Origin of the sequence: Clostridium sp., from assembly GCF_036643715.1 — a bacterium.
Taxonomy (GTDB): domain Bacteria; phylum Bacillota; class Clostridia; order Clostridiales; family Clostridiaceae; genus Clostridium.
In genome coordinates this window covers 1-16,402 of sequence record NZ_JAVXRL010000019.1, presented here as the reverse complement: position 1 = coordinate 16,402, position 16,402 = coordinate 1, and the positions used below count along the sequence as shown (strand labels likewise).

Here is a 16,402-nt window from a genome sequence, read left to right as displayed (position 1 = left end):
GGGGGATTACAAATGAAGAAGATAGTAGTTGGAATAACAGGTGCTAGTGGGAGTATATATGCTAAAAGGTTAATTGAAGAGTTAGTTAAAGCAGATATTTATATTAACGTTATAGCCACAGAAAAAGGAAAACAAGTATTTAAGTACGAGCTTTCTTTAGATTTAGATAATTGGATAGAAGATATTAAAAAAGGTTATGAAAAAATAACTTCAGAAAATAATGATAATTTATTTTCAGGAGTAGCAAGTGGATCTAATAAGTATGATGCAGTAATAGTGTTACCTTGTTCTATGGGAACTTTAGCAGAAATAAGTTATGGGTTAGCAAAGAACTTATTAAATAGAACAGCAGATGTTGCACTAAAAGAGGGCAGAAAACTAATAATAGTTCCAAGAGAAACGCCTTTTAATACTATACACTTAGAAAATATGTGTAGATTATCAAAGATGGGAGCAGCTATAATTCCTGCTATGCCAGGGTTTTATCATCATCCAAAAACAATTGATGACATTGTAGATTTTCTAATTGGGAAAATATTAGATTATCTTAATATAGATAATAACATGTTCAAAAAATGGGAGGGTACAAATAATGAAATTTAAAAAGATAATAGCTATGGGGGCTACTTTAATTATGGCAGGTTCAATGGTAGCTTGTAGTGGAAAAACTGAAGAAGGTGTAGAAAATAAAGGTGAAACTAAACTAAGAGTTGGTGTAATGGGATCAATTGATGCAGTTCCACTTGTAATTGCACAAGAAAAAGGATTCTTTAAAGAAGAGGGTGTAGATTTAGATTTACAAATATTTAAAGCAGCAAAGGATAGAGATGCAGCACTTCAAGCTAATGAATTAGATGGAGTATTATGTGATGATGTTGCTATATCAATATATCAAAACTCTGGAATAGATATGAAAATAACAGGATCAACTAATGGATACTTTACTTTAGTTTCAGGAAAAGATTCTGGAGTTAAAAAAATAGAAGATTTAAAAGGCAAAAAGATAGGAATATCTGAGCGTACAATGATGGATTATTTAGCTGATTACATTGTAACTTCAAAAGGTCTTAAGGCAGCAGATATAGAGAAAGTTGGAATACCAGCAATGCCAGCAAGATTAGAAGCACTTAGAAATAAGCAAATAGATGCAGCGATATTACCAGCACCATTTAATGATACAGCTATAGCTGATGGTGGAACAGAAATAATTAAAGTATTTAATAAAGATATTATGATATCTGTAACAGGTTTCTTACAAGATGTTATTTCAAAAAATCCTGATGCAATTAAAGGTTTTTACAAAGCTTATGATAGAGCTATAGAGTATATTCAAAATAATGATATAAGTGAGTATGAAGATACAATTATAAAAACAGTTGGATATTCAGAAGATATGAGAGGTAATATAACACTTCCAGAATTAAAGAAGAATTACCTGCCAAATGAAGAGAATGTTCAAAAGGTATTTGATTGGTCAAAAGAGAATGGAATAATAACTGAGAGCCTTAAGGCTAAAGATATAATTAATAATGTAGGGATATATTAATTTTTAGGAGTATATATGATACAGATAAAAAAAATATCTGGTTTCTATGAAAGTAAAAATGTAAAAATAAAAGCCGTTGGACCTATTGATTTCAATTGTGAAGATGATGATATATGCGCAATAATAGGTCCATCAGGTTGTGGTAAAACAACATTATTAAATATACTCTCAGGAGTTAATAAAAATTATGAGGGTGAAGTTTTTCTAAATTCAGAGAAACTTAACCCTCATACTCATAAGATAGGGTTTATTCCACAAGATTTTGGACTTTTACCATGGAAAACAGTTGAAGAAAATTGTTTATTGCCTTTTAAGATAAGAGGAGAAGAGATAACTAAAGATATATTACTTAAGTTTGATTCAATACTTAAAAAATTAAATATAGAAGAGTTAAAGAAAAAATATCCAAACAAGCTAAGTGGAGGGCAGAGGCAAAGGATTTCTATAGTTAGAGCATTCCTTATGGAACCTGATTTACTTTTAATAGATGAAGGTTTTTCAGCGCTAGATGCCATCATAAAAGAAGAGGCTGAAGAGTTATTTTTAGATATGTGGACAAGCAATAAAATTAATACCTTTTTTGTTACTCACAGTATAGATGAAGCAATTTATATGGGAAAGAAAATTATTATAATGTCCAATGAAAAAGGGCAGATTAAAGAAGTTATAAATAATGATCTTTTTAATAATAAAGAATATAAAGAGAGTCCTAAATATTCAAAATTATTTTCACATATAAAAAATCTCATAAAAGAAGGATGGGATAATAAGTAATGTTTAAGAAAATAATGAGCTTTATTAAAGGTTTTATAGTACTTAATGTACTTTGGTATATAGGTGCTATAATTATGAATTCAAGGATAATGCCAACTCCAGATAAAATATATATGCACTTACCAAAGCTATTTGAAGATGGGTTTTATGTTCATATAGTTGCGAGTTTATATAGAATATTAATAGGACTTTTAATTTCATTTATAATCGGTACTTTATTTGGATTGCTTATGGGTTATTCAAAGAAGGCAAATAGGATTTTAAATCCGTTAATATATTTCACATATCCTATACCAAAGACTGCGTTATTACCAGTTATAATGACTCTTTATGGACTTGGGGATGGTTCTAAAATTGCGATTATTGTTTTAATTACAGTATTCCAAGTAATAGTATCTGTAAGAGATTCTGTTATTAACATAGATCCTAAAATATACAATCCATTAATTAGCCTTGGAGCTTCAAGAGTGCAGTTATTTTATCATGTAACCTTTCCTGCAATACTTGGAGAGATACTAACTAATATAAGATTATCTGTAGGAACAGCTTTCTCTGTTTTGTTCTTTGCAGAAGCTTATGGAACAAAAGTTGGTCTTGGATATTTTATTCAAGATGCTTGGACTAGAATTAATTATACTGATATGTATTCAGGAATTGTAGTTTTAAGTTTACTTGGATTATTTATATTTATATTAATAGATTTAATTGAAGATTTACTATGCAAATGGAAGGCTTAGTATAAAACAGAAAGAAGATAATTCAATTTATTTAAAGTAGATATTAAACTCATCACATTTTTATCTGTGATGAGTTTTTATTATTTTTCAAGAAATTTAAACCCAATTGAAAACCAATTATCATCTACATAGAATGTCTTATACCATTTCGGAGTATTATCTTCTTTAAAAACTTTCAAATTAAATCCGCTCAAACCAAAGCCTAATAGAATTATTATTAATCCTATTATTATCAAAGCAATACTTGAAGTAATAAACTTTTTTCTGAAGTTTCGTATTATCATAATTTCACCGCTTTCTTTCTAAATACTTTTGCTATTTGAAAGTTAATATATTTTGTGATAAATATAATTTTTTTAGATAAAAATATAGTTGCAAATGCAAATAAAATTGCAATTCCGACTAAGGAAATACCTAAACCTAATTGTACGGTTCCAATAGCAAGAGTATCTGCAATCATAAATGGAGAGCCAATTATACTAAATAAAGATACAATTAGTAAGGAAATTGAACTAACCCCTGTTATGAAAGGTGCACACCAAATAACAATATATACAGATAAAATAACTAATATTGCAGCTAATAGTAAACTACCCCATAATGGAAATCCTAGAATTAATAATATTATATTTAATATTTTACTATTAAATGAAGGCATTCTAATATCAACCGTATCTTGCTCACTTAGAATATGATTTGCAATAGATTGTGGACTTCCAATTTTACCAACAACCTCTTGTTCTGTTAATCCACCTTCTTTGTAATCCTCGATAATTTCTTCGTAGTAGGCTATAAATTTATCACGCTCTACTTTACTGATAGGATACAATAGCTCCCTCAAAGTATTTATAAAGTCTGATTTATTCATATAAATTCTCTCCTTTTATAAAATAGTAAACTTTCATAACATCTTCCCAATCTGCTAAAAACTCTTTTATATGATTTTTTCCTTTGGATGTAATTTTATAATATTTTCTCAAACGGCTATTATGTTCAATAGAATATGTCTCAAGATAGTCATTAGATTCTAGTCTTTTCAATATTGGATATAATGTAGATTCAGATATTTCAATATAACTTGGAATATCTTTAATTATTTGATACCCGTAAGAATCTGATTTATTTAGTACCGCCAAAACACAGAATTCCAACAGTCCTTTTTTAAGCTGTATATCCATATCACACCTCCCTATATATCATACTATACATTACATAGTATAATGCGTCAAGAAATATTTGGAAAATTTAACAATAATATCTTAAATATAAAAACCAGTAAATAAATTACTGGTTTAGTGTTATTTTATATACCATTGTGTTGTTTTACACCTCAAAATGGATTTAGTACTACCTTAAATTATTATTTCTTATTATAAAAGCAAGCTCTTCAAAACGACTTAATGATTTAGAGAAAAAGTCATAATAAGCATCGCATAAGAAATTTAAATTATCATTATTAATATTTCTATGCCTTCTGCAACCGCCTCTACAAAGATGTTTAAACTTACAGTTTAAGCATTTAGAACTTATATTAAATGAATCTTTAATAAAAGTTAATGTTTTATCTTTGTTATGAATATCAGCAAAGCTTTCTTCTAAAATATTACCTACAGAATATTTTTCGTAAGTATAAAAGTCACAAGGGTATACGCTACCATCACTTTCAATAATATTTTGACAAGAACAGTAACCTTTCATATCACAAGACTCATAATCATAGCCTAAGAAACTACTTAAAATATTATCAAATAATCTAATACTTACAAATTCTGAATTAATCATATCATCATACCATAAGTCAAAAAGTCTATTTAAAAACTTTGAGTAATTAGAAACTTTAATAGAATAAGAGTCTGATTCACTAAGACTTTTTTCTAAAGGTTCTAAGCAAGGGATAAATTGAAGATATTTAAAATCATTTTTTTTATAAAACTTATAAGTACTATCTATCTTTTTAATAAGATTTGGAGTTACTACAGTTAAAATGTTGAAATCAACTTTGTACTTTTTTAGTATGTTACTAGCCTTAATAACTGAATTGAAAGTATCCTTATTTAATGAGTCAACCCGATTTAGATTATGTACATCTTTATTACCATCTAAAGATAATCCAACAAGAAAATTATTCTCTTTTAGAAACTTTGCAAAATTATCATCAAGTAGTAAGCCATTAGTTTGAATAACATAATTAAATTTAGTGTTTTTATTATACTTATGGACAATTTCTATTAAATTCTTATAAAAGTCTAATCCAATTAAAGTAGGTTCACCACCTTGGAATCCAATAGTGCAAGTACCATCTTCGGAGTAATCAATAGCTTTTTTAATAATCTCTTCTAGTACGGATTCATCCATAAATCCATAGTCTTTAATTTCACGAGATTCGGCTATACAATTATAAAAACAATATTTGCATTTTAAATTACATTTGCTTGATGAAGGTTTAAGCATTAAGTTAAGATTTTTACCCATATATATGGTACCCCCTAAGTTATAAAATTTTATATAGAAAAGTCTAAAAATAATGACCAAAACGTGTAATGTTTGGCTATATTTTTAGACTTTAATTATTTTAATAATATTAAATTCTTTTATGGATTCTTGTAATGTAGAAAGTTATGATTAGTGTTAATGCATAATCATAAACTAAGAACATTACTTGAGCTCCTATTATTACAATCCATAGTGGAAGATCCACATTAATGTTACCCATAAATGATTTAAGCACGTATAATCCTATGAAAAACATTATATTTGAAAATAATAGTTTTAAGAATATTTCAAGTGGAATGTTTCTAAGTTTCTCTATAAAGAATTTTACTATTCCGTATACGCCAAAATACAGTATAAACGTAAGTATTTTATCAAAAGGAATTATAAAAAATCCAATTATAGAAGAAGCCACATAAACAAATATTCCAAGCTTTACGTTACTTCTCATTATTGCTATAGCTGGGAAAATTGATGAAATTGTAAGAATAGCAAAAGTGTTTACTGGTATTATTAAACTTAAGTATAAAGTCACAAGTGTTAATGCAACTAATATACCTCCAAGTGCCATATCTTTAGCTTTTGACTCTCGCATAAATAATCATCTCCCTAAGAAATTAACAACAACCGATTAAGTCGCAACCAAAACATTCACATAGTGAATCTAAACACCAAAGGTCCATGCAGCAGCTACAAGTATTAGCTCCGCCACCTGGAGCAGTTCTGTATGGGTTACCGTAATTAGTTGCTCTTGAATTTAATTGATTTAGTGCTTGTTTATATTCAAAATTATTTGGGTCCATATTAACAGCTGTTTGAAGATGGTTTAATCCTGAATCGTACCATCCTTTATTAACGTGACATATTCCCATTAAGAAATTCCATTCAGCATTTCTAGTTGAAATAGCATTAAGCTTTACTTCAGCTGCATTTATATTTCTGCTTTGAAGAAGTCTTCTAACTTCTTGGAAAGCGTATTGATCGCTTGAACTTGAACTAGTATTGCTGTAGCTACCATTACTAGAAGAATTTGAACTTCCAGCATTTCCTTTAGTTAAACTATCATAAGCTGCATTAATCTCAGTTAATTTTTCTTGTGCTAAATCTTTAAGTGGATTATCACCATATTGATCTGGGTGATATTGTTTTACAAGTTTTCTATATGCGCTTTTAATTTCTTCTTGTGATGCGCCTTCTTTTATTCCAAGTACTTCATATGGATTCATGTTTATGTTTCCTGCCTTTCTTTTTACAATTACAATTATTAGTTATGTTTACGTATTTGTCCATCATACCAAGGTCGATGATGTTTTCGAGTATTTCTCTATTTCTTTCAAGTGGAAGTTCATTAAGTATTTCTTTGCATGTATATGCTAAGTTGAATATACTAAATTCCATTCTTCCTTTAATTTCTCCCAAAAACTTTTCATAAGGAAGATTATCCTTATTATAAAGAAAATTAATAGGATTAAATTTATTATCTTTCATATCTTCTTCTAAATCATCTAATGCATCCATTAGATAAATCCATTTACCAAGAGAATAACCAAATTTATAAAGTTTTTCTCTAAGCTCTTTTGAATCCTCTTTAAATTTATGTGGGTATTTTTCTAAAATAACACCTACAATGACACTAAAAGGATCACATATTTCATCTATGTAATTGAAATTTTTATTCTTTTCTAAATTACTAAGGTCTTTAAGCTTTTCTTCAATTAAGGAATTTATTTCAATGATCGAAGATGGAAACTTCTTCTTATAAGGCTTAATAACATTTAATAAGAATTTACTCTTTAATGTATTATCATCATAAACATCATCTAGAAGTTTATAATAAGTAAGAGATACATTCATAGTTGCAGCGTAATTTATTGCTGTGTTATTAAGTAAGATTGGCTTCTTTTTGTTAGGATGCGCCATGCATCGCTTCATTTCTAAATTAAGCTCCTCATCAGAAGATAAACCATCAATTAATAATGATAGAAAAGTCATATCATAATTTAAAGTCATTCTTGGAAGTTCCCCATAAAGTTTCTTAATACCAAGGCAAACACCGCAGTAATAACTTTGAAATTGATTATATTCTCTAATCTTTAGTTCAGGTTTTAGAGGAGTTACATAACCAAACAATAAAAACACTCCTTTAAACTTTTAGTATAAGGACATTATACAATAAGTTTGTTATTTAAAACAGTATTAGATGCATAAATAACAAAACTTTACATAAAATAAGAAAGACCTTTCAAAGTAAGGGTTGCGTAGGTTTGAATTTGCTGGTGGTAACTCGCCAGCCTTTTTTTGTGTAGAAATTGGAAATTAAATTATGGCTAAATTATGTTAAAAAATAACAGTGGAAGCTTAATATACGTAATATTAAATTATAATTATACTTTATAGTTCGTATATATACGAATGATAAAATTATTTAAGCGATTAATGTTGACTTTTTATAAGGTGGGTGATATTCTGAATTTACCAAAACAAATAATGGAAATGGCAAAATTCAAATTGGTGGAGGGGAATATATGGTTAATATTAGAATGGTATTCGTTGAGAAAAAAGAGGGCTTCAATGTTGAAGGAAAGATTTTATTAGAGGATTTTAAAACTAACTTAGGAATAAGAACATTAGAAGGAGTAAGAGTAATAAATAAGTATCTTATTAAAGATATATCAGATGAATACTACAATAAGGCACTACATACTATTTTCTCAGAATTACCAGTAGATAAGGTATATGAAGAAAAGATTAATATAAATGAGGATGATTATGCTTTTGGAGTAGAATTTCTACCAGGACAGTATGATCAAAGAGCTGATTCGGCATCAGAGTGCATAATGCTTTTAACAGCAGATAAAAAATTAGATGTAAAATGGTCCAAAATCATTATATTACAAGGAAACCTTTCAGAAAAAGATCTTAAAAAGATAAAGAACTATTATATAAATCCAGTCGATTCAAGAGAAGTAGATATATATTCTAAAAAGATATCTAACGATTTTAACACACCTAAAGATGTAGAAGTGCTACATGATTTCATAAGTAAGAATAAAGAGGAACTTACAAGCTTCCATAAGGAACTTGGACTAGCTATGAGTATTGAAGATTTAAATATGATTAGAGATTACTTTAAGCTTGAGGAAAAGAGAAATCCAACAATAACAGAAATTAAAGTTATTGATACTTACTGGTCAGATCACTGTAGACATACAACATTTGAAACATCCATAAAAGAAGTAAAGATAGAAGAAAGTAAATACAATGTACCAGTAAAGAAAGCTTATGAAGCTTACTTAAAATCAAGAGAATTTGTATACGGAAAAGATACAGATAGAAAAGTAAAATTAATGGATCTTGCAGTTATAACAATGAAAGAATTAAGACTTAGAGGGCTTTTAGAAGACTTAGATATTTCAGATGAAATAAATGCATGTTCTATAAATATAAATGTTGAAATGGAAGATGGAAGTATAGAAGAATATCTTCTAATGTTTAAAAATGAAACTCATAACCACCCAACAGAAATAGAACCATTTGGAGGAGCAGCAACTTGTTTAGGTGGTGCAATAAGAGATCCACTATCAGGAAGAACTTATGTATATCAAGCAATGAGAGTAACAGGAGCTTCAGATCCAACAGTAGAAATTGAAGATACTTTAAAAGGTAAATTACCACAAAGAACTATAACACTTGGGGCAGCACACGGATATAGTTCATACGGTAATCAAATAGGACTTGCAACAGGACAAGTTGATGAAGTTTATCATAAAAATTATGTTGCAAAAAGAATGGAAGTTGGGGCAGTAATTGCAGCAGCACCAAAAGAAAATGTAGTAAGAGAAGAGCCGAGCTTTGGGGATGTAATAATTTTACTTGGTGGAAGAACAGGAAGAGATGGTGTTGGTGGTGCAACTGGTTCATCAAAGGAACATACAGAAGCATCAATAGAAAATTGTAGTGCGGAAGTTCAAAAAGGTAACCCACCAACAGAGAGAAAGATTCAAAGACTTTTTAGAAAGAAAGAAGTAGCAATAATGATAAAAAGGTGTAATGACTTTGGAGCTGGTGGAGTATCAGTTGCAATTGGCGAATTATGCAGGGGGCTTAATATAGATTTAGATAAAGTTACTAAAAAGTACGATGGACTTGATGGAACAGAGCTTGCAGTATCAGAATCTCAAGAGAGAATGGCTGTAGTTGTAACTAAAGAAAACGCAGATAAGTTTATTAAATTATCAGAGAAAGAAAATTTAGAAGCAACAGTTGTAGCGACAGTTACTGATGATGAAAGACTAACAATGACTTGGAGAGGTAAGAAGATAGTTGACTTAAAGAGAAGTTTCTTAGATACAAATGGGGCAGAGCAAGAAACTAATGTTAAAGTTACAGCACCTTTAGACTATCCATATGAAGTTAATGATATTGATGTTAAGAAAGCGTGGATAGAAAACCTTCAAAAGTTAAATGTTTGTAGCAAGCAAGGACTAATAGAAAGATTCGATTCAACTATTGGATGCAATACTGTTCTAATGCCACTTGGTGGAAAGTATCAAAAAACACCAGCAGAAGGAATGGCAGCAAAGATTCCAGTACAAGGAAATGAAAGCGTGGATGCATCAGTAATGACTTATGGATTTAATCCAGACCTTGGAATGTGGAGTCCCTTCCATATGGCATTCTACTCCGTAATAGAGTCAGTAACAAAACTTGTTGCTATAGGATGTGATTATAAAAAGGCTAGACTTACTTTCCAAGAGTACTTTGAGAAACTTTCTAAAGATGAGAAGAGATGGGGAAAACCATTTGGAGCATTGCTTGGGGCATATAAAGCTCAAATGGATTTACAAATACCAGCAATAGGCGGAAAAGATTCAATGAGCGGAAGCTTTTACGACATAGATGTTCCACCAACATTAGTATCATTTGCAGTAGGAGTTACAAAGGCTAAAAATATTATTTCACCAGAATTCAAAAAAGAGAATTCAAATATAGTTTTACTTAAAGCTATAGAGCTAGAAGATGGAACTATTGAAATGGATGGATTTAAAAATAATTTAGATAAAACTCACACTCTTATATTAGAAGGGAAAATATTATCAGCATACTCAGTTAAGTTTGGGGGAGTAGCTGAAGGATTAACTAAGATGACTCTTGGAAATAAAATTGGGCTAGAGTTTGAAGGTCTTTCTAAAGAAGAATTATTTGGATTTAATTATGGATCATTAATTTTAGAAGTTAATGAAGATGTAAATATAGATGAAGAATTAAAAGGATTAAACTTTAAAGTTATAGGAAAAACAAACAATAAAGGCGAAATAACTTCAAAAGAATACGACTTAAATTTCAGTATAGATAAACTTCAAGAGGTTTATGAAGAAAAGCTTGAAGGAGTATTTAAATCAAAAACTTCAAATACAGAAGAAAAAGTAGAAGAAGTTTTAAAATGTAATACAGAAATAAGAAAATCTAAGTTTAAAACAGATAAGCCAAAGGTTGTAATACCAGTATTCCCTGGAACAAACTGCGAGACAGATTCAGGGAGAGCATTTAGACGTGAAGGTGCAGAAGTAATAGAAGTTCTTATTAGAAACCTTAATAAAGAAATGCTTTTAGAATCAATAAAGGAACTTAAAGAGGCAATAAATGAAGCTCAAATAATAATGATTCCAGGTGGATTCTCAGCAGGGGACGAGCCAGACGGTTCAGCTAAATTTATAGCTACAATATTTAGAAATGAAATGATAAAAGATGCAGTAACAGATCTTTTAGATAATAGAGATGGACTTGTACTTGGAATTTGTAACGGCTTCCAAGCGCTAATAAAACTTGGACTTCTTCCTTATGGAAAGATATGTGATATAGATGATAATATGCCAACACTTACTTATAACAATATAAATAGACATATGTCATCAATTATAAGAACAAAGGTTGTATCAAAAAAATCACCTTGGTTTGATGAAGTTAATATTTCAGATATTCATACAATTCCAATATCACATGGAGAAGGAAGATTTGTTGCTCCAAAAGAGTTATTAGAACAATTAATAGAAAATGGACAGGTAGCAACACAATATGTTGACTTAAATGGCAATGTTTCAATGGATATGCCATATAACCCAAATGGTTCAATGCTTGGAATAGAAGGAATTACAAGTATAGATGGAAGAGTTCTTGGAAAGATGGGTCACTCAGAAAGAATTGGTGAAAATCTTTATAAAAATATTATAGGAAACTTTGATCAGAAAATATTTAAATCAGGAGTAAATTATTTTAGAGATTAGGAGAGGTGTTCATTATGAAAGTAGCAATATTTTTTGGAAGTAAATCAGATGTAGAAGTTATGAGAGGTGCTGCAAATGCATTAAAAGAGTTTAATGTTGAATATAAAGCATATGTACTATCAGCCCATAGAGTTCCAGAAAAACTTACAGAAACTTTAAATGAAGTAGAAGAAAAGGGCTGTGAAGTAATAATCGCAGGAGCTGGACTTGCAGCACATCTTCCAGGAGTAATAGCAAGCCAAACTACTATTCCTGTAATTGGAGTTCCAGTAAAGGCAGCACTTGAAGGAATGGATTCATTACTTTCAATAGTTCAAATGCCAAAAGGAATACCAGTTGCAACAGTTGGAATAAACAATAGTTACAATGCAGGAATGTTAGCTGTAGAGATGCTTTCAATAAAGTATCCTGAAATAAAAGAAGATTTAATAAACTTTAGAATCAGAATGAAGAAAAGATTCATAGAAGAAAATGCAGAAGGAGTGGATTTATAATGGTTAAAAGATTTGAGATGTTATATGAGGGAAAGGCAAAACAAATATTTAGAACAGAAAATGAAAATGAGGTAATAGTTCATTATAAAGATGATGCAACAGCATTTAATGGAGAAAAGAAATCCCAAATAGATAATAAAGGTGTTTTAAATAATGCTATAACAACAATGATTTTTGAGATGCTAAACAAAGAAGGCATAAAGACTCACTTTATAGAAAAACTTAATGAGAGAGATCAACTATGTAAGAAAGTTTCAATAGTTCCTTTAGAAGTTATAGTAAGAAACGTTGCAGCTGGAAGTATGGCAAAAAGACTTGGACTTGAAGAAGGATTTAAGTTAAATACAACAGTATTTGAATTATCATACAAAGATGATTCACTAGGAGATCCACTTATAAATGATTACCATGCAGTTGGAATTGGAGCTACAACTTTTGAAGAATTAAATAAAATTTATGAAATGACAGATAAAATAAATAATATTTTAAAAGAATTCTTTAAAAAGCAAAATATAGATTTAATAGATTTCAAAATAGAATTTGGAAGAGATGAAAACGGGGAAGTTATACTAGCTGATGAAATATCACCAGATACATGCAGATTCTGGGATAGTAACACTAAAGAAAAGCTAGATAAAGATAGATTTAGAAGAGACATGGGTGGCGTAGAAGATGCCTACATTGAGATATTAAAGAGAATTAAAGGAGAATAATTGTATGATACATGCAAATTTCGATATTATGGATCCCGAAAATGATAAGTTCAAAGATGAGTGTGGGGTATTTGGAGTATATGCAAATGAATCAGTAGATGTTGCTTCAATAAACTACTACGGATTATATGCACTTCAACACAGAGGACAAGAAAGTACAGGAATCGCAGTTTCAAATAGAGAAGAAGTAAAAATTCATAAAGGTCTTGGTATTATAACTGAGGCATTCACAAAAGAAAACTTAGACTTTCTTAGAGAGCATAATGGGAATATTTCAATAGGACATGTAAGATACTCAACAGCAGGAGCAAAAACTATTGAAAATTCACAACCTCTTTTAAGTACAACAAAGCTAGGTCAAATAGCAACAGCTCATAATGGCAACTTAGTAAATTATGATGTTATTCGTGAACTATTAGAAGAAGGTGGACATGTATTCAATACAACAGTGGACTCAGAAGTAATAACAACTCTTATTGCAAGGGGAGCAAAAAAGGGAATCGAAAGAGCAGTAATAGATGCAGTTTCAGCAGTTAGAGGCTCATTTGCAATGGTAATAATGAGCAAAGATAAACTTATAGGAGTAAGAGATCCTCACGGTATAAGACCTTTATGTCTTGGAAAAATAGACGAAGGATATATATTATCATCAGAGAGCTGTGCAATAGATGCAGTTGGTGGAGAGCTTATTCGTGATATAAGACCTGGAGAAATAGTAATAATAGATGAAAATGGTATAAAATCAGTAGACTATTCAGAAAACACAACTTGCAGAACATGTTCTTTTGAATATATATACTTTGCAAGACCTGACTCAGTAATGGATGGAATAGATGTACATTCAGCTAGAGTAAAACAAGGGGAGCAGCTTTTTAAAGAGTACCCAATAGAAGCAGATGTAGTAATTGCAGTTCCAGACTCAGGAATTCCAGCAGCACTTGGATATTCAAAAGCTTCAGGAATACCTTATGATATTGGATTTGTAAAAAACAGATATGTAGGAAGAACATTTATATCACCATCACAAGAACTAAGAGAGAGAGCAGTTGCTGTAAAGTTAAATCCTCTTAAAGTTAACGTAAATGGAAAGAGAGTAATAATGATTGATGATTCAATAGTTAGAGGAACAACTTCAAAGCATTTAATTGAATCACTTAGAAGAGCTGGAGCTAAAGAAGTACACTTTCTAGTTGCATCACCAGTTGTAAAATATCCTTGTTACTTTGGAATAGATACTCCATATAGAAGTGAATTAATTGGAGCAAATAAAAATTTAGAAGAAATAAGAGAGAAGATAGGTTGTGACTCTTTAGGATATTTAAGCTTAGAGGGAATATATGAAAGTTTAGAGAAGAGAAGAAACTTCTGCGTAGGTTGCTTTAATGGAGTGTATCCAGTATCAGCACCAATGGAAGCTTTAAATGAGAATCTTGAAAGGTAGGGGTTAGAAATTATGTTAACGTACAAAGAATCAGGAGTAAATATAGAAGAAGGTTATAAATCAGTAAAGCTTATACAGCAATATGCAAAGAAGACTATGAGTGAATATGTATTAAATGGTCTTGGATCATTTGGAGGAATGGTAGAACTTCCAGAAGGATACAAAAAGCCAGTATTAGTTTCAGGAACGGACGGGGTAGGAACTAAACTTGATATTGCATGTAAAAAGAAAAAGTTTGATACAGTTGGAATAGACTGCGTTGCAATGTGTGTAAATGATATTTTATGTCATGGTGCAAAACCATTATTTTTCTTAGATTATATAGCTTGTGGAAAGCTTGAAGCTGAAGTTGCAGCTGACCTTGTACTTGGAGTAGCTAATGGATGTTTAGACTCAGGTTGTGCGTTAATTGGAGGCGAAACAGCTGAAATGCCAGGATTCTATAATGTTGGAGAATACGATATTGCAGGATTTGCAGTTGGAATAGTTGATAAAGATAAAATAATAAGTGGAAGCGATATTGAAGAAGGTGATAAGCTAATTGGAATTAAATCATCAGGAATACATTCAAATGGATATTCACTTGTAAGAAAAGTATTTGAAGATTTAGATAGAGAATTTAATGGAAAAGCTATATGGGAAACATTACTTACACCAACAAAAATATATGTAAAGCCAGTGTTATCACTTTTAGATAAGTATGAAATAAGAGGAATGGCTCACATAACAGGTGGAGGATTTATAGAAAACATTCCAAGAATGTTTAATGGAAGAGATCTTACAGCAGTTATTAGAAAAGATAGTTATCCATTACCTGAGATATTTGAAGAGATGGAGTCGTTAGGTGTAGATAGAGAGCATATGTACAACACTTTCAACATGGGAATAGGATTTGTACTTTGCGTAAAGGATAAGGATGTTAATTCAGTTTTAAAAGATCTACTAGAAATGGGAGAAGTAGCTTATGAAATTGGACATATTACATCTGGAGGTGAAGGTATTTGTTTAAAATAGCAGTACTTGCATCAGGTTCAGGGTCTAATCTGCAATCAATAATAGATAATATAGAAAGTAATTATTTAAATTGTAAAATTGAAATGGTAATAGGAAGTAAAGAAGGACTTTACGCTTTAGATAGAGCGAAAAATTCCAATATAGAAACTTTCGTAATTTCAAAAAAAGAGTATGGCAATAAAACTTCAGATGAAATATTAAAACTTACTTATGGAAAGGTTGATTTAATTGTACTTGCAGGGTACCTTTCCATTTTAAGTGGAGATATATTAAAGAAGTTTAAAAATAAAATAATTAATATTCATCCATCACTTATCCCATCATTTTGCGGCGCTAACATGTACGGAATTAAAGTACATGAAGCCGCAATTAAAAAGGGAGTTAAACTGTCAGGATGTACAGTGCATTTTGTAAATGATGAAGTTGATGGTGGAGCTATTATACTTCAAAAAGCTGTAGAAGTTAAGTTTGAAGATGATGCAGTATCACTTCAAAAGAGAATATTAAAAGAAGAACATAAACTTTTGCCAGAGGCAATTAAGTATTTAATAGAAGAAAAAGTATCAGTAGTTAATGGAAGAGTTAAAATCTTAAAATAGTGGAGGGTAAAATTTATGAAAAAAAGAGCGTTAATCAGTGTATTTGATAAAGAAGGAGTACTAGAACTTGCTAGCTTCTTAAATAATAAAGGAGTTGAAATAATTTCAACTGGAGGAACATATAAGCACCTTAAGGAGAATGGTGTACCTGTAATAGAAGTAAATGAAGTAACAGACTTTCCAGAAATGTTAGATGGAAGAGTAAAGACTCTTCATCCAATAATACATGCAGGTATATTAGCTATAAGAGATAATAAAGAACATATGGACACAATAAGCGGAAGAGACATAAATACTATTGATTACGTAG

17 protein-coding genes and 1 pseudogene are annotated in these 16,402 nt (G+C 30.2%); 11 read left to right on the top strand and 7 right to left on the bottom strand.

Annotated features, from left to right (window positions below):
• The first annotated feature begins 12 nt into the window (after nucleotides 1–12).
• Genes RSF37_RS07320 through RSF37_RS07305 form a run of 4 tightly spaced genes read left to right on the top strand, consistent with a single transcriptional unit; the run spans nucleotide 13 to nucleotide 3,057 of the window.
• Nucleotides 13–603: a UbiX family flavin prenyltransferase gene (locus tag RSF37_RS07320; protein ID WP_332563748.1), complete on the top strand. Its 591-nt coding sequence runs from the start codon at nucleotides 13–15 to the stop codon at nucleotides 601–603.
• On the top strand, nucleotides 593–1,546 hold the full coding sequence (locus RSF37_RS07315; protein WP_332563747.1) for an ABC transporter substrate-binding protein: 954 nt from the start codon (nucleotides 593–595) through the stop codon (nucleotides 1,544–1,546). Before RSF37_RS07320 ends, RSF37_RS07315 begins: the two co-directional genes overlap by 11 nt.
• 15 nt (nucleotides 1,547–1,561) lie before the next feature.
• Nucleotides 1,562–2,320: an ATP-binding cassette domain-containing protein gene (locus RSF37_RS07310; protein WP_332563746.1), complete on the top strand. Its 759-nt coding sequence runs from the start codon at nucleotides 1,562–1,564 to the stop codon at nucleotides 2,318–2,320.
• Entirely contained in the window at nucleotides 2,320–3,057 is a 738-nt protein-coding gene (locus RSF37_RS07305; protein ID WP_332563745.1) for an ABC transporter permease, read from the top strand. The genes RSF37_RS07310 and RSF37_RS07305 overlap by 1 nt, the downstream gene beginning before the upstream one ends.
• Before the next feature lie 80 nt (nucleotides 3,058–3,137).
• Here the strand turns inward: RSF37_RS07305 and RSF37_RS07300 are convergent, their stop codons facing one another.
• The 7 genes from RSF37_RS07300 to RSF37_RS07270 all read right to left on the bottom strand — a co-directional run bounded on the left by RSF37_RS07300 (nucleotide 3,138) and on the right by RSF37_RS07270 (nucleotide 7,677).
• A complete protein-coding gene (locus RSF37_RS07300; RefSeq protein ID WP_332563744.1) occupies nucleotides 3,138–3,341 on the bottom strand; it encodes a hypothetical protein in 204 nt (67 codons plus the stop codon).
• Nucleotides 3,338–3,925, bottom strand: coding sequence for a DUF1700 domain-containing protein (locus RSF37_RS07295; protein ID WP_332563743.1), 588 nt, complete (start codon nucleotides 3,923–3,925; stop codon nucleotides 3,338–3,340). Before RSF37_RS07295 ends, RSF37_RS07300 begins: the two co-directional genes overlap by 4 nt.
• Entirely contained in the window at nucleotides 3,918–4,235 is a 318-nt protein-coding gene (locus RSF37_RS07290; RefSeq protein WP_332563742.1) for a PadR family transcriptional regulator, read from the bottom strand. Before RSF37_RS07290 ends, RSF37_RS07295 begins: the two co-directional genes overlap by 8 nt.
• 169 nt (nucleotides 4,236–4,404) lie before the next feature.
• The gene (locus RSF37_RS07285; protein ID WP_332563741.1) at nucleotides 4,405–5,529 is read right to left on the bottom strand and encodes an anaerobic sulfatase maturase; all 1,125 of its coding nucleotides are present in this window, start codon (nucleotides 5,527–5,529) and stop codon (nucleotides 4,405–4,407) included.
• A gap of 109 nt (nucleotides 5,530–5,638) precedes the next feature.
• Nucleotides 5,639–6,142 (bottom strand): hypothetical protein, encoded by a 504-nt coding sequence (locus RSF37_RS07280; protein WP_332563740.1) that lies wholly within the window; start codon nucleotides 6,140–6,142, stop codon nucleotides 5,639–5,641.
• Nucleotides 6,143–6,164: 22 nt separating this feature from the next.
• Nucleotides 6,165–6,773 (bottom strand): J domain-containing protein, encoded by a 609-nt coding sequence (locus RSF37_RS07275; RefSeq protein ID WP_332563739.1) that lies wholly within the window; start codon nucleotides 6,771–6,773, stop codon nucleotides 6,165–6,167.
• Nucleotides 6,760–7,677 carry a DUF5685 family protein gene (locus RSF37_RS07270; RefSeq protein ID WP_332563738.1) on the bottom strand — a complete coding sequence of 306 codons (918 nt, stop codon included), beginning with the start codon at nucleotides 7,675–7,677 and terminating at the stop codon, nucleotides 6,760–6,762. Before RSF37_RS07270 ends, RSF37_RS07275 begins: the two co-directional genes overlap by 14 nt.
• A 395-nt stretch (nucleotides 7,678–8,072) precedes the next feature.
• Here RSF37_RS07270 and RSF37_RS07265 point away from each other — a divergent pair, with 395 nt between their 5' ends.
• The 7 genes and pseudogenes from RSF37_RS07265 to RSF37_RS07235 all read left to right on the top strand — a co-directional run.
• Nucleotides 8,073–11,831, top strand: coding sequence for a phosphoribosylformylglycinamidine synthase (locus RSF37_RS07265; protein ID WP_332563737.1), 3,759 nt, complete (start codon nucleotides 8,073–8,075; stop codon nucleotides 11,829–11,831).
• A 14-nt stretch (nucleotides 11,832–11,845) separates the two neighbouring features.
• Nucleotides 11,846–12,325 (top strand): 5-(carboxyamino)imidazole ribonucleotide mutase, encoded by a 480-nt coding sequence (gene purE, locus RSF37_RS07260; RefSeq protein ID WP_332563736.1) that lies wholly within the window; start codon nucleotides 11,846–11,848, stop codon nucleotides 12,323–12,325.
• A complete protein-coding gene (gene purC, locus RSF37_RS07255) occupies nucleotides 12,325–13,038 on the top strand; it encodes a phosphoribosylaminoimidazolesuccinocarboxamide synthase (protein ID WP_332563735.1) in 714 nt (237 codons plus the stop codon). The genes purE and purC overlap by 1 nt, the downstream gene beginning before the upstream one ends.
• A gap of 4 nt (nucleotides 13,039–13,042) precedes the next feature.
• Complete coding sequence (gene purF, locus RSF37_RS07250) at nucleotides 13,043–14,479, top strand: amidophosphoribosyltransferase (protein ID WP_332563734.1); 1,437 nt, start codon at nucleotides 13,043–13,045, stop codon at nucleotides 14,477–14,479.
• Nucleotides 14,480–14,491: 12 nt separating this feature from the next.
• On the top strand, nucleotides 14,492–15,493 hold the full coding sequence (gene purM / locus RSF37_RS07245) for a phosphoribosylformylglycinamidine cyclo-ligase (RefSeq protein WP_332563733.1): 1,002 nt from the start codon (nucleotides 14,492–14,494) through the stop codon (nucleotides 15,491–15,493).
• Nucleotides 15,481–16,092, top strand: a complete 612-nt coding sequence (purN, locus tag RSF37_RS07240) for a phosphoribosylglycinamide formyltransferase (RefSeq protein ID WP_332563732.1) — start codon at nucleotides 15,481–15,483, stop codon at nucleotides 16,090–16,092. The genes purM and purN overlap by 13 nt, the downstream gene beginning before the upstream one ends.
• Before the next feature lie 15 nt (nucleotides 16,093–16,107).
• Nucleotides 16,108–16,402: pseudogene (locus RSF37_RS07235) on the top strand (bifunctional phosphoribosylaminoimidazolecarboxamide formyltransferase/IMP cyclohydrolase); the annotation flags it as partial.